Below are 13,189 nucleotides of genomic sequence, written 5' to 3' on the forward strand. Positions count from 1 at the left end.
TCGCATATCAACAAATCAAATATGGGCTCTTGCCTGGGGTGCCCTTATGCCTGACGACAAAGAAAGCCCCCTGATCGCCATCATCGCCGGCGAAGAATCCGGCGATCAACTCGGCGCCGATCTCATCAATGCGCTGCGCCGCTTCTACCCCAACGCACGATTCGCCGGCATCGGCGGCACTCGCATGCAAGAACAGGGCTTCGAATCCTGGCACGACATGCGCCAGCTTTCGCTGTTCGGCTTCGCCGAAGTGGTCAGCCATTTGCCGCGTCTGCTGCGCCTGCGCAAGGAGCTCGTCGCACGACTGATCGCCGAGAAGCCGCTTGTCGTCATCGGCATTGACGCGCCGGACTTCAACCTCGGCGTCGAGCGACGCTTGAAGGAAGCGGGCATTCTGACCGTGCATTACGTGAGCCCATCGATTTGGGCCTGGCGCGAAAACCGCGCGGAAAAGATTGGCCACAGCGCAAACAGGGTGCTGTGCCTATTCCCGATGGAACCGCCGATTTATGCCAAGCATGGCATCGATGCGCGATTTGTCGGCCATCCGCTGGCAGATCGTTTTCCGCTCGTATCAGACCGCATTCCTGCGCGTCGCACGCTGCAATTACCATTGGATGTGCCGGTGCTCGCCGTGCTGCCCGGCAGCCGCGCCTCCGAACTGGAACGCATGGGCGCCATCTTCCTCGACGCCGCTCGCCGCGTTGCATCCGCGCTTCCGGGCTTGCGCATTGTGATCCCTGCCGCCAACACGCGAATGCTCGCGACGATGAAAACGCTGCTCGCGCGCGGCCCACATGACGAAATGATGCCGATCCTGATGGAGGGCCACGCTCACGACGCCATGCTCGCTGCAGACGTCGTGCTGCTCGCCTCGGGAACCGCAACGCTGGAAGCCATGCTCGCCAAACGCCCGATGGTTGTGGGCTATCGCGTTTCGCCCATCAGCTATCGCATTGCGCGCACGCTTAAGATGCTGAAGACGGACGTCTATGCGCTGCCGAACATTCTTGCGCGAGCGTGCGGTATGGGCAGCAAGGTCATGCTCGTTCCCGAATTGATGCAGGACAACTGCACGGCCGGCAAACTCGCAGACGCCACGCTGTCGCTTTTCCGTGACAGCGAACGCCGCGGCGCTATCGTCGCGGCGTTCGAACAACTTCACGATATTCTGCGCGGCGATCTGCATGGGCATGCCGGCGATCACGCCGCTGCCGCCATCGCCGAACTGGTGGATGCAAAATCCGCTGCAGCGAAGCACTGAACGGCACCGCTTCGATGAAACCCACTGCAACTGCTCGCACTCCGGTCGACAGACGACCATTCGACGACACGAATGCCAAGGGCATCCTCATCGCCGGTGTCGATGAAGCCGGACGTGGGCCACTCGCGGGCCCGGTGGTTGTCGCCGCCGTTGTGCTCAATCCACAACAGCCCGTCGACGGATTGGACGATTCCAAGAAACTCAGCGAAGCACGTCGCGAGAAACTCTTTCCGCTGATCATTGAACGCGCGCTGGCTTATTGCGTCGTCGTCGTCGAAAGGGATGAGATTGATCGCATCAATATCTTTCAGGCGACGATGACCGGTATGAGTCGTGCCGTTGCAGGCCTCACACCAGCGGCAGTCGAAGCGTGGGTCGACGGCAATCATCTACCGAAAGATCTGCCCTGCCCTGGACGCGCCATTATCGGTGGCGATGCACTGGTTCCTGCCATCAGCGCGGCATCCATTCTTGCAAAAGTCACGCGCGATCGACTGATGATGGCGATGGATACGGAACATCCCGGTTACGGATTCGCCGCACACAAAGGCTATTCAACGCCCGAGCATTTGGCCGCGTTGAAGCGACTGGGCCCTTGCCCGCAGCACCGGCACAGCTTTGCACCGGTGCGTCTGCTGCTCGATCAAGGCGAGCTTTTCTAAGCCTTTTTGTGACGGAAGAGCCTGCTCACTATCTCCGCGTAGCCCTCGTTGTATGTGAGCGACTCTCAGACAGCAGCGCGTGGCGCAGCGCCAGACTGGCTGTCTGGTCAAGCCGCGCGCTGCTGTCTGAGAGTCGCTCACATACAACCCGAAGGGCCGGGTCTGTTTGCCCGCATGCCTGCGTCCTCGCTCGGTTACGTATCGACATACGCGCCCTCACTCCTCCTTGGCTTGCGCGCAAACAGCTCCCGGCGAGGGCCACGCGGAGATAGTGAGCAGGCTCCAATAACCATCCACGTCTATAAAAATAGGCAACCTTTCCTATTGCGGCTGCATCCAAGCAGGTGTGGAATGGAATCGTAAGGTCATTGCGGCAGCTCGCATGCACTGTCGCAACGTCATCTCGCATGGACGCCCCCGTCAGCAGCCTGACGCAACGCGCGATGAGCACACGCTTGTCTCGCGCCAGCAGGCTATCAAGAGGATTTTCGTCATGCGCTTGATCCGCCCTCACCCTGAATACCCTGCAACCTCGGCCGCAACGCTCACTGCCGAAGCCGCCAAGCCGTCTGCAAAAGTCACGGATGCCCGAGAAAAGCACCTCGATTACAACCTTCAGCCGCTAAGCGTCGACAGCTTCTCGCACTACATCGATGCCGTGGTGGATGTCGATTGTTTCCGCGTACGTTGATGCGGTTTTCTTGATCATTCTCCTGCTCCAGGCCAGCGCTGGTTCCTGACCACGCGATCACGCTAACCTTGGCGAAATTCCAGGGGAAGCGGCCATGCATCTGCGTCGGGCGTGTTTTTTCGCACTGCTTGTGCTTTTCAGTCACGTTGCCATGGCGACCACGCTGCCCGGCAGCGGTGATCCGGCGCCCAGCTATCTGGGGCGCGACGCCAACGACCACGATGTCCGCGTCGAGGATATGCACGGCAAAGTGGTCGTCGTGACCTTCTGGGCCTCCTGGTGCGGCTATTGCCTCAAGGAGCTACCCATCCTGGCCAACGTCCAGAAGCTTGCGGGCGCCAACCAGCTTCAAGTGGTCGCCATCTCTTACAAAGAGGATTACAACAACTTCCGGCAGATTCATCACAACCTGCGGAAAACCGACCTGCTGCTGACCTACGACACCAAAGCGGCCGCTTCCGCGGCCTACGGGGTCACCGGCATCCCGCACATGGTGATGATCGGCCGGGATGGGCGCATCGCCTACGTGCATGTCGGGTACGACGAATCCATGCTCGACACCATCGCCAGCGAGCTCAATACGCTGCTTGCAGCGCCGGTGCCCGCCGATACGCACGCGCCGTAAACCGCAGCGCTGCGTCGCCGATTGTCAATTCTTGCCCGGCTCGAACCACACCGTTAGGCTGGGCCATTGATTCGCGTGCGAGCCATGGCCCTCCGTTTCGCTCATCTGCATCTGCACAGCGAGTATTCGCTGGTCGACTCGACCATCCGCATCAAGGCGCTGGTCGAATCGTGCGTGCGCGAAGGTATCCCCGCCGTCGCGCTGACGGACGAATGCAACATGTTCGCGCTGGTGAAGTTCTACAAGGCGTGCACGGCGGCCGGCATCAAACCGATTGGCGGCTGCGATCTGTGGATCAGCGCGCCCGACGATCCGCGCCCGTGGCGTCTCACGCTGATCTGCCAGAACCACGAGGGTTATCTCAACCTCTCGCGCCTGGTGTCGCGCGCATGGCGAGACGGACAGCAAGGTGGGCGCGCGCTGGTCGATGCGGCATGGCTCAACGTCGAAACGACGAAAGGCCTGATCGCGCTGATCGGCCGTGAAAGCGAGATTGGACGCATCGCCGTTCATCAAGGCACGGATCACGCACGTTCACGCACCTACATGCTGGCTGCGCTTTTTCCGGATCGCCTGTATCTCGAACTGACACGTTGCGGCCGCGAAGGCGAAGAGGCATGGAACAACGCAGCGCTCGCGTTGGGCACCGAAGCCAATCTGCCGGTGATCGCCAGCAACGATGTGCGCTTCCTGAAGCAAACCGACTTTGAAGCGCACGAAGCGCGCGTGTGTATCAATCAAGGCCGCGTGCTGGCCGATCCCAAACGCCCGCGCGATTACAGCGAACAGCAATACCTGAAATCGCCGACGGAAATGGCCGAGTTGTTTGCGGACATTCCCGAAGCGCTGGAAAACACGGTCGAGCTCGCCAAGCGCTGCAATCTCGAACTCACCTTCGGCACGTACTACCTGCCCGACTTTCCGGTGCCGGAAGGCCACGACCTTGCCAGTTACATTCGCGAAATTGCGCGCGCAGGTCTGAAAGAACGTCTCGACATCGCACCGCTCGCCGACGGCTACTCGCTCGCCGATTACGAAGCGCGCCTTGAGCGCGAGCTGGACGTCATCATCAAGATGGGCTTCCCCGGCTACTTCCTGATCGTGGCGGACTTCATCAACTGGGGTAAGCAGAACGGCATTCCGGTGGGGCCGGGGCGCGGCTCAGGTGCAGGCTCGCTCGTTGCGTGGGTGCTCAAGATTACGGATCTCGACCCGCTGCAGTTCAACCTGCTGTTCGAGCGCTTCCTAAATCCCGAACGCGTATCGATGCCGGACTTCGACATCGACTTCTGCATGGATCGCCGCGACGAGGTGATCGATTACGTCGCGCGCAAATACGGCCGCGATCACGTCAGCCAGATCATCACCTACGGTTCGATGGCCGCGAAGGCTGTGCTGCGCGATTCGGGCCGTGTGTTGGGCATGGGCTACAACGCGGTCGATCGCATCGCCAAGCTGATTCCGCCGCGCCCACTCGATCTGACGTTGTCCGATGCATTGGGCCGTTCCGAAAAATCGCAGAAAGAAACCGATCGTGTCGTCAAGGAATTCTGCGAGCTTTACGCGCAGGACGAAGAGGCGAAATCGCTGATCGATCTCGCGCTCAAGCTCGAAAACCTTACGCGTAACGCCGGCAAGCACGCTGGCGGCGTGGTGATCGGTCCGAAGCCGCTGACGGAATTCGCACCGCTGTACTGCGAACCGGGCGGTTCGGGCGTGGTGACGCAGTACGACAAGGACGACGTTGAAGCGGTCGGTCTCGTCAAGTTCGACTTCCTGGGTCTGCGCACGCTCACGATCATCGATTGGGCGGTGAAGGCGATCAACGTGCGGCGCGCTCAAACCGGCGAAGCGCCGGTAGACATCGCGACGCTGCCGCTCGACGATCCCGCGCCCTACGAGCTGCTGAAAAAAGCGCAGACGGTAGCAGTATTCCAGCTCGAATCCTCCGGCATGCAGCGCATGTTGAAGGATGCGAAGCCCGACCGTTTCGAAGACATCATCGCACTCGTCGCGCTGTATCGTCCCGGCCCGATGGACCTGATTCCCAGCTTCGTCGCGCGTAAACACGGCCGCGAAGAAGTGGAATATCCCGATCCGCGTGTCGAGCCGATCCTGAAAGAGACCTACGGCATCATGGTCTATCAGGAACAGGTCATGCAGATGGCGCAGATCGTCGGCGGTTACTCGCTCGGCGGCGCCGACCTGCTGCGTCGTGCGATGGGCAAAAAGAAACTCGAGGAAATGGCGAAGGAGCGCGCCAAATTCCGCGAAGGCGCTGCCAAAGACGGCCTCACCGGCGACAAAGCGGATTCCATCTTCGACTTGATGGAAAAGTTCGCCGGTTACGGCTTCAACAAATCGCACGCAGCTGCTTACGCGCTGGTGTCGTATCAGACCGCGTGGCTGAAAGCGCACTACCCCGCCGAATTCATGGCGGCGACGATTTCGTCGGACATGGACAACACCGACAAGGTGGTCACCTTCCTCGACGAATCGCGCGCGATTGGGCTGAAGGTGCTTCCGCCCGACGTGGATGCGTCGAAATTCATGTTCGTCGCGGTCGAACCCAAGGTCATTCGCTATGGCCTGGGCGCCATCAAAGGCGTGGGCCAAGGCGCGTGCGAAGCGATTGCCGACGAACGCGCCAAAGGCGGCCCGTACAAGGATTTGGCGGACTTCTGCCGTCGTGTCGATCCGTCCAAACTCAATCGGCGTGTACTCGAAGCGCTGATTCTTTCCGGCGCGCTCGATAGGCTGGCACCTACGCGCGCCAGCTTGATGCTGCAGTTGCCCGATGCGATCAAAGCAGCCGAGCAACATCTGCGCGACCGTCAATCCGGGCAGAACGATATGTTCGGTGCAGCGATGGGCGCCTCCGCGCAGGTTGTGCACGTGGATCTTCCCACCGCACCCGAATGGCCGCTCGAACAGAAACTGCAGGGCGAGCGCGACACGCTGGGCCATTACCTCTCCGGCCATCCCACCGACCCGTGGCGCGAGGAGCTGGCGCAACTGGCTACCTGCCCGCTCGGCGAGATCGTCGATCGTTATCAGCCGCCCAAGCCACGCAAGAACGATGGCGACGACGGCAATCGTTTCCGTCGCGGCCCCGACACACCGTGGACCGTCGCCGGCATGGTCACCGCCGTGCGCAAACGCGGCGACAGCGACGCGTTCGTGCGGCTGGAAGACGGCACCGGCAGCATCGAAGTCAGCTTCTTCGGCGAGCTGTACCAGCAAGTCGCACCGTTGCTCACCCGCGATGAAATGCTCGTGGTCGAAGGTGGTTTGCGCATCGACGACTTCTCCGGCGGCGGCTTTCAGGTGCGCGCCCGCAGCGCGTACACCCTCGGCGACGCCTGCCGCCGCTTTGCGCGACTGCTGCGCGTCAAAATCAACGGCGTCGGACCGGATTTCATCCCGCAATTGCGCCAGGCGTTGGCGGGACATCGTGGCGGTCGTGCCAGTGTCGTCCTCAGCGGCTACCACAACGCCAACGCACAGGCCGACCTGGAACTGGGCGAGGAGTGGCATGTCAACGCTATCCCCGAGCTTCTGCGCGCCGTACGCGGCATGCCAGGGGTGGTGGGCGCAGGCGTGCGGCTGATCAAGACCGGAAACGGCGATTAGCGACGCCGCGCACAGCCCCCATACGGCTCCGTTCCCGTCTTTTTGGCTGGCCCGGTATACTGCCCCGCTTCTGTGCCACCCCGTGCCCGAATGAATCCCAACTTCCTCGATTTTGAACAACCGATTGCCGACCTGGAGGCCAAGATCGAGGAACTCCGGCACGCCAGTCATGGCCAGGCATTCAATATCGATGAGGAAGTCTCCCGCCTTCGCGAAAAGCTGAAGGTGAAGACTGCCGATATTTTCCGCACGCTGACGCCGTGGCAGATGACGCAGTTGTCACGTCATCCCGGCCGCCCGTACACGCTCGATTACATCAGCGTGATGTGCGACGAATTCCACGAGCTCGCTGGCGACCGCGCGTATTCGGACGACGCCGCCATCGTCGGCGGCGTGGGCCGCATCAACGGCCGCTCGGTGGTCATCATCGGTCATCAGAAGGCGCGCGATACGAAGGGCAAGGTGCGCCGCAATTTCGGTATGCCGCGTCCGGAGGGTTACCGTAAGGCGCTGCGTCTGATGAAGATGGCGGAACGTTTCAAACTGCCGCTGTTCACACTGATCGACACGCCAGGTGCGTATCCCGGCGTCGGCGCGGAAGAACGCGGGCAGAGCGAAGCGATCGCGCGCAACCTGATGGAAATGGCCGAACTGAAGGTGCCGATCATCTGCACCGTGATCGGCGAAGGCGGTTCAGGTGGCGCGCTCGCCATTGGCGTGGGCGACCGTACGATCATGTTGCAGTATTCGACCTATTCGGTGATCTCGCCGGAAGGCTGCGCGTCCATTCTCTGGAAGAGCGCCGACAAAGCCAAAGATGCAGCCGAAGCGCTGGGACTGATCGCCCCGCGCCTGCTCGAACTGGGCCTGGTCGACAAAGTCGTGCGCGAGCCGCTCGGCGGTGCGCATCGCAATCCGCGCTCGATGGCTGTGCGTCTCAAGGCCGTGCTGCTCAACCAGCTCGACGAACTCGAAGCCATACCGGTGCCGGAACTCCTGGAACAGCGCTACCACCGCCTGCGCGGTTACGGCGCCTACCACGAGTAACTCCGCACATGCTCCCTCTCCCCTACGGGGAGAGGGCTGGGGTGAGGGGCCAATCTTGCGAAGATCAATAGTTCGAAGCCTGCTTCGAATGATGCTCAGCGCAAGAGAGTGCCCCCTCACCTCGATCCTCTCCCCGCAGGGGAGAGGAAGATGTAGCCTTCGCGCGACATCCAAGGAAACAAGCCCATGGCCAACGATCAAGCCACCAAACTCGCCGTGCTGATCGACGCCGACAACGCGCAGCCTTCCATTGCGGAAGGTTTGCTGGCTGAAGTCGCCAAGTACGGCACGGCGCATGTAAAGCGCGCTTACGGCGACTGGACCAGCAATCATCTGCGCGGATGGAAGGAACAGCTGCTCACGCAATCCATCCAGCCGATCCAGCAGTTCGGTTATACCAGCGGCAAGAACGCGACCGATTCGGCCATGATCATCGATGCGATGGACCTGCTTTATTCCGGACGCTTCGACGGCTTCTGCATCGTGTCGAGTGATAGCGACTTCACGCGCCTCGCAGCGCGCATTCGCGAATCAGGTTTGATCGTTTACGGTTTCGGCGAACGCAAGACACCGGAGCCCTTTCTTGCGGCATGCGACAAATTCATCTACACCGAAATCCTCGCGACGAAACCCGACGAAGAACAGCCGCTCAAACCGCGCGCGCCCGCACAGCTGAAAAAGGATGCGGGCCTGATCAACCTGCTGCGCAACGCGATCGATGCCGCATCCGACGACGAAGGCTGGGCAGGCTTAGGCGGCGTCGGTTCCATCATCACCAAGCAACGCCCCAACTTCGATTCACGCAGTTACGGCTACGGCAAATTGAGCGAGTTGATCGATGCCATCGACTTGTTCGAACTCGATCGCCGCAGCCCTGGCGATGGACGGCCAAAAGCCATATACGTGCGCAACAAAAAACCGGTGGCGCGTGAACAATCTTGAGCCGCTGCTTCAAACCTTGCTTCACGGGCTTTGCACGCAACCGGACGGCTCACTCTGTGTCGCGTACAGCGGTGGCCCCGACTCCACCGCGTTACTGCATGCCTTGGCGCATTTGCCCGAGGCACGCAAACGCGGCCTGCGCGCGTTACATGTCGATCATGGGCTGAATCCGGACAGCGCAAAGTGGTCCGCGCACTGTCTGGCCGTGTGCGCATTGCTTGGCGTGCATTGCGACGTTAAATGCGCCTACGTTGACCGTTCCGGCGGCATTGGTTTGGAAGCGGCGGCACGTGAAGCACGCTATGCCGTTTTTATCGAGCAGTTGCACGACGGCGAGCGACTCGTACTAGGTCATCATCAAGATGACCAGGTGGAAACCGTCCTGCTGAAACTGTTGCGTGGTGCCGGGCCGGAAGGATTGGGCGGCATGCGTGAGCAACGTGTACTGGGTCGCGGCATGCTGTGGCGCCCACTGCTCGGTGTTCCGCGCGACGTATTGCGCGACTACGTTCGCGCGCATGCATTGCCGTATGTCGATGATCCGTCCAATGACGACACGCGTTTGGCGCGCAATCATCTGCGCCATCGGGTTCTTCCGCAATTGAAAGCGTACTGGCCGCAAGCCGCTGCATCGATCACGCATAGCGCGAGCTTGTCTCGAACGGCTGCCGATACGCTGCAGCACGATTGGTCCGCCGCGCTCGAGAACTTGCGCGACGACGCCACTAACAGCCTCGATGTTGCCGGCTGGCTCGCATTACCGGACGCACTGCGCGAACCGCTGCTTGCACATTGGCTGCATGCGCAAGGCCTGCCCGCACCCACAACGGTGCAACGACATCAGATCGAACGCCAATGCACCGCGCAAGACGGTCAATTACCCTGCATTCGATGGCCGGGCGCCGAAGTGCACGTCTGGAAAAAACGAATGTGGGCCATGGTGCCGCGCAAACCTTCCACATGGACGGATGCACTGCCGTGGCAAGGCAAACCACTGCGTTTACCGGATGGCGGCCTACTGACGCTGGAGCCTGCCACGACGCTTCCCGTGGCGCTCACCATTCGCTGCCGCCAGGGCGGCGAACGGATCAAACCGGCAGGCGATCGGCACACGCGCGATTTGCGCTCGCTGTTCCAGACGGGAGCCATTCCACCGTGGCAACGCGACACCCTTCCGCTACTTTACGAAGACAACGTGCTGATTGCGGTGGCCGATCGGTGGTTGAGCGAGCGCGCCGAAACTATGTTCCGTCAGGCTGGCGCGCGTCCGCGATGGCAGTCCCCGCTGTCGAACCCGTTATCCGGCGATTGACGAAATACATCAGCAACAGCGATATCAGCGTGGTGCAGACCAACACGTCACCCAGCACATCGAAGTGCAGCAGCCGGCCGTCACCGGCCTGCACGATCACCAGCCCACCCAACACGGCGGCAAGACCGCCCGATACCTGCTGCAAGGAAGAGCTGATCGACATATATGCGCCGCGATCGGACGGCTTGGGCAGCGCCGACATCAAGGCCGACGACGAAATGATGCGCGAGAAAATGCCAAGCTGAAGCAGCGCACTGACGCCAATCAGCGGCCACAAGGCCAGATAGGACAGGCGGGTGTAGATCACCACCATCACAATCGTCACCGCACAGCCAAAGGCAAACACACGGTACTTGCCGAATTTGTCGCTCGCACGACCGATCAACGGCCCGGTCACCGCCGAGATCAACCCGGTTACCAAGTACACCAGCGTCAAATGATCCACCGAGATACCCACGTTATGCACCAGGAACAACGTGGAATAAGGCATCAGCAGAAAGCCGCCGATGGATAGCAACGCCGTGGCAACGAAACCGATCAGGTAACTGCGCGTGGACAAGGTGTGCAGCAAGTGATGCAGCGGATTCTTGTCCGGGCGTAACGCAAGATGCGCATTTACGGGGCGCAGCCGCCCGATGATTGCCCCGCCCACCACCGTGCACACCGTCACGATGAAGAAGAACGGCGCATTCCAGCCCCAGTGACTGGAGAGAAACAGACTCATCGGCAAGCCCAGCACGGAACTAGCCGCGAATGCCGTCTGGATAAAACCCATCACGCGCCCACGCATCGACAACGGAAACAAATCGGTGACGATGGCCATGGATGCCGCGCCCACCACGCCGGCAAACAAGCCAGTCACCGAGCGCGCGATAAGCAAGCTCATGTAGCTATGCGCGAGTCCGCAAAGCAACGTGCCGAGCATGAAGCCGCTGTAGAAAACCAGCAGCAGTTTTTTCCGGTCGAAACGATCGGCAAAACCGGCCGCAAGAAGACCGGAAACGCCAGCCGCAAACGCATAAGCCGACACCACATCACCGAATTGCCCGGGCGTGATGTGCAAGGCCGGCACCACCAACGCGCCGAGCGGCGCCAGCAGCATGAAATCCAGCACGATGGTGAACTGCAGAAACGCCAGCACGGCCACCACGAATTTCTGATAGCCGGAGAAGCCCGTGCCGCCCGGCTCGGCGGCATGCAATGACGAGGTATTGCTCACGAAGACTCCGTTAGGCGATTTTCGCCATATTCGTACGGTATGGGGTAGGTCGTAAGATATAATTTCGATATATCGAAATCAAGTGCCGCCGGAGATCGATGTTGCCGGAGACTTCCATACGGGCATCTTGAATGCATCAACCAGACCTGCAGCGGCGATTGATTCCGTCATGACGCTGCGCTAGCGTTGCCGGCCATGGCCAAGTCCTCCCCTGCACCTGCTGAAACCGCACCCGTCGCCGATTTCGAGCACTCGCTCGACGAACTGGAACAACTGGTGGCACGCATGGAAGGGGGCGATATGAGCCTGGACGAGTCGCTAGGCGCCTTCGAGCGCGGCATTGGCCTTTATCGCCACTGCCAACAGGCTCTCGACAAGGCCGAGCTGCGCGTTCGTCTGCTGCTCGATCCCGAAGCTCCCGACACCGCCGAACCATTTGAACCCGAAGCCTGAACTGAGTGCGGCCCTTCGCGAACTGATCGCCCGCGCCGAGCGCGCATTGGGCGACGTCTTGCCGCCCGACGACCAGGTTCCCGTCGATTTGCATCGCGCCATGCGCTACGCCGCGCTGGGCGGTGGCAAACGTTTGCGCCCGTTACTTACTTACGCAGCCGGTTTTGCGTTGGGTCACGACGGCACCGATCTCGACGCACCCGCATGCGCAGTCGAATTGATTCACGCCTATTCGCTCGTACACGACGATTTGCCGGCCATGGATGACGACGACATGCGACGCGGTCGTCCCACCTGTCACATCGTGTTTGGGGAGGCGATGGCCATTCTTGCGGGCGATGCCTTGCAAGCGCTCGCTTTCGAAATTCTCGCGCGCGGCAATCGCGCACGCGGCATGGAAATGCTGAGCACGCTCGGTTACGCATGCGGCGCGGAAGGCATGGCCGGTGGTCAGGCGCTCGATCTCACCGCAACCGGACGCACGCTGACGCTGGCCGAACTGGAATACATGCACGCCTGCAAGACCGGCGCACTGATCCGCGCAGCCGTGCGACTCGGTGCGCTTACGGCGGGTGCAGATAAACCATCGATGGAAGCATTGGATCGCTACGCCTCTGCCGTCGGCCTCGCTTTCCAGGTTCGCGACGACATCCTGGATGTCGAAGGCGCATCCGAAGTGCTCGGCAAAACGGCGGGCAAAGATGCGGTGCAGGGAAAATCCACGTTCCCATCGCTAATGGGTCTGGACGCTTCGCGTGCACGATTGGCGGAACTGACGCAGACCGCGCTCGACGCCATCGAATCGTTTGGCGCACGCGGCGAACTGCTGCGCGAGCTTGCGCTCTACGCAGCACATCGCCACCACTAAGGCGTTACTTGATGAACCGCAGCGCGAAGGGATAGCGGTAACGCACACCCTCGTTCGCCTTAACCGCGGCAATGATCGTCAGCACAAGCCATGCAACGCCGATGATCGCTCCCAGTGCTACCGCAATGGGAAAGCCAAGGCCGAACGTAATAATCGTCAGGACAATCAGCGCCAACGCCGCAATCGCCACGGTGATGTTGAAGTTCAATGCTTCTTTGGCCTGATCGGCGACGAAAGGCATGGTGTCCTTCTTGATCAGCCAAATCACCAACGGCCCAAGGAAGCATGCCCAGCCTCCGCCGAATGTCGAGGTAAGCAATGCGCCAAGGAATGCCGAAAGGTGCGCAAACATCGCCCACGTACGTTCTTCAGCAGGAATGTCGCCGGCAGGTGCTTGCTCACTGGCCGGCGGCGGAACCACAGACTCGGGCGGAACGCTCATACGCATCTCCTTCAAGCCGTGCAAACCCCGG

Annotated in this window: 12 protein-coding genes; 10 read left to right on the forward strand and 2 right to left on the reverse strand. The window is 60.9% G+C overall.

The window, feature by feature from the left end; genetic code table 11:
* Positions 1 to 46 precede the first annotated feature (46 nt).
* The 8 genes from lpxB to tilS all read left to right on the forward strand — a co-directional run bounded on the left by lpxB (position 47) and on the right by tilS (position 10,176).
* Positions 47 to 1,264: a lipid-A-disaccharide synthase gene (gene lpxB, locus EKH79_RS07160; RefSeq protein WP_126673128.1), complete on the forward strand. Its 1,218-nt coding sequence runs from the start codon at positions 47 to 49 to the stop codon at positions 1,262 to 1,264.
* Positions 1,265 to 1,278: 14 nt separating this feature from the next.
* Positions 1,279 to 1,926, forward strand: a complete 648-nt coding sequence (gene rnhB / locus EKH79_RS07165) for a ribonuclease HII (protein WP_126673129.1) — start codon at positions 1,279 to 1,281, stop codon at positions 1,924 to 1,926.
* A gap of 493 nt (positions 1,927 to 2,419) precedes the next feature.
* The gene (locus EKH79_RS07170) at positions 2,420 to 2,617 is read left to right on the forward strand and encodes a hypothetical protein (protein WP_126673130.1); all 198 of its coding nucleotides are present in this window, start codon (positions 2,420 to 2,422) and stop codon (positions 2,615 to 2,617) included.
* A 151-nt stretch (positions 2,618 to 2,768) separates the two neighbouring features.
* A complete protein-coding gene (locus tag EKH79_RS07175) occupies positions 2,769 to 3,242 on the forward strand; it encodes a TlpA family protein disulfide reductase (RefSeq protein WP_158621212.1) in 474 nt (157 codons plus the stop codon).
* An 84-nt stretch (positions 3,243 to 3,326) separates the two neighbouring features.
* Entirely contained in the window at positions 3,327 to 6,875 is a 3,549-nt protein-coding gene (gene dnaE / locus EKH79_RS07180; RefSeq protein ID WP_126673132.1) for a DNA polymerase III subunit alpha, read from the forward strand.
* A 90-nt stretch (positions 6,876 to 6,965) separates the two neighbouring features.
* On the forward strand, positions 6,966 to 7,922 hold the full coding sequence (locus EKH79_RS07185) for an acetyl-CoA carboxylase carboxyltransferase subunit alpha (protein ID WP_126673133.1): 957 nt from the start codon (positions 6,966 to 6,968) through the stop codon (positions 7,920 to 7,922).
* A 186-nt stretch (positions 7,923 to 8,108) separates the two neighbouring features.
* Positions 8,109 to 8,864 carry an NYN domain-containing protein gene (locus EKH79_RS07190; RefSeq protein ID WP_126673134.1) on the forward strand — a complete coding sequence of 252 codons (756 nt, stop codon included), beginning with the start codon at positions 8,109 to 8,111 and terminating at the stop codon, positions 8,862 to 8,864.
* On the forward strand, positions 8,851 to 10,176 hold the full coding sequence (tilS, locus tag EKH79_RS07195) for a tRNA lysidine(34) synthetase TilS (protein WP_233590234.1): 1,326 nt from the start codon (positions 8,851 to 8,853) through the stop codon (positions 10,174 to 10,176). Before EKH79_RS07190 ends, tilS begins: the two co-directional genes overlap by 14 nt.
* On the opposite strand, the gene EKH79_RS07200 is transcribed toward tilS, so the two are convergent.
* Positions 10,106 to 11,395 (reverse strand): MFS transporter, encoded by a 1,290-nt coding sequence (locus EKH79_RS07200; protein WP_199754195.1) that lies wholly within the window; start codon positions 11,393 to 11,395, stop codon positions 10,106 to 10,108. The two genes, tilS and EKH79_RS07200, sit on opposite strands and share 71 nt — an antisense overlap.
* A gap of 195 nt (positions 11,396 to 11,590) precedes the next feature.
* On the opposite strand from EKH79_RS07200, the gene EKH79_RS07205 reads away from it, so the two are divergent.
* Entirely contained in the window at positions 11,591 to 11,848 is a 258-nt protein-coding gene (locus tag EKH79_RS07205) for an exodeoxyribonuclease VII small subunit (protein ID WP_126673136.1), read from the forward strand.
* A gap of 1 nt (position 11,849) precedes the next feature.
* The gene (locus EKH79_RS07210) at positions 11,850 to 12,716 is read left to right on the forward strand and encodes a polyprenyl synthetase family protein (RefSeq protein WP_199754196.1); all 867 of its coding nucleotides are present in this window, start codon (positions 11,850 to 11,852) and stop codon (positions 12,714 to 12,716) included.
* A 4-nt stretch (positions 12,717 to 12,720) separates the two neighbouring features.
* Here EKH79_RS07210 and EKH79_RS07215 read toward each other — a convergent pair whose 3' ends face one another.
* On the reverse strand, positions 12,721 to 13,158 hold the full coding sequence (locus EKH79_RS07215) for a DUF4870 domain-containing protein (RefSeq protein ID WP_126673138.1): 438 nt from the start codon (positions 13,156 to 13,158) through the stop codon (positions 12,721 to 12,723).
* Positions 13,159 to 13,189 lie beyond the last annotated feature (31 nt).

The sequence above is a fragment of the Dyella dinghuensis genome, from assembly GCF_003977615.1.
Taxonomy (GTDB): domain Bacteria; phylum Pseudomonadota; class Gammaproteobacteria; order Xanthomonadales; family Rhodanobacteraceae; genus Dyella_B; species Dyella_B dinghuensis.

Coding starts and splice junctions, on each gene's coding strand:
- lpxB (WP_126673128.1), top strand. CDS start 47: ATGCCTGACGACAAAGAAAGCCCCCTGATCGCCATCATCGCCGGCGAA.
- rnhB (WP_126673129.1), top strand. CDS start 1,279: ATGAAACCCACTGCAACTGCTCGCACTCCGGTCGACAGACGACCATTC.
- EKH79_RS07170 (WP_126673130.1), top strand. CDS start 2,420: ATGCGCTTGATCCGCCCTCACCCTGAATACCCTGCAACCTCGGCCGCA.
- EKH79_RS07175 (WP_158621212.1), top strand. CDS start 2,769: ATGGCGACCACGCTGCCCGGCAGCGGTGATCCGGCGCCCAGCTATCTG.
- dnaE (WP_126673132.1), top strand. CDS start 3,327: ATGGCCCTCCGTTTCGCTCATCTGCATCTGCACAGCGAGTATTCGCTG.
- EKH79_RS07185 (WP_126673133.1), top strand. CDS start 6,966: ATGAATCCCAACTTCCTCGATTTTGAACAACCGATTGCCGACCTGGAG.
- EKH79_RS07190 (WP_126673134.1), top strand. CDS start 8,109: ATGGCCAACGATCAAGCCACCAAACTCGCCGTGCTGATCGACGCCGAC.
- EKH79_RS07205 (WP_126673136.1), top strand. CDS start 11,591: ATGGCCAAGTCCTCCCCTGCACCTGCTGAAACCGCACCCGTCGCCGAT.
- EKH79_RS07215 (WP_126673138.1), bottom strand. CDS start 13,158: ATGAGCGTTCCGCCCGAGTCTGTGGTTCCGCCGCCGGCCAGTGAGCAA.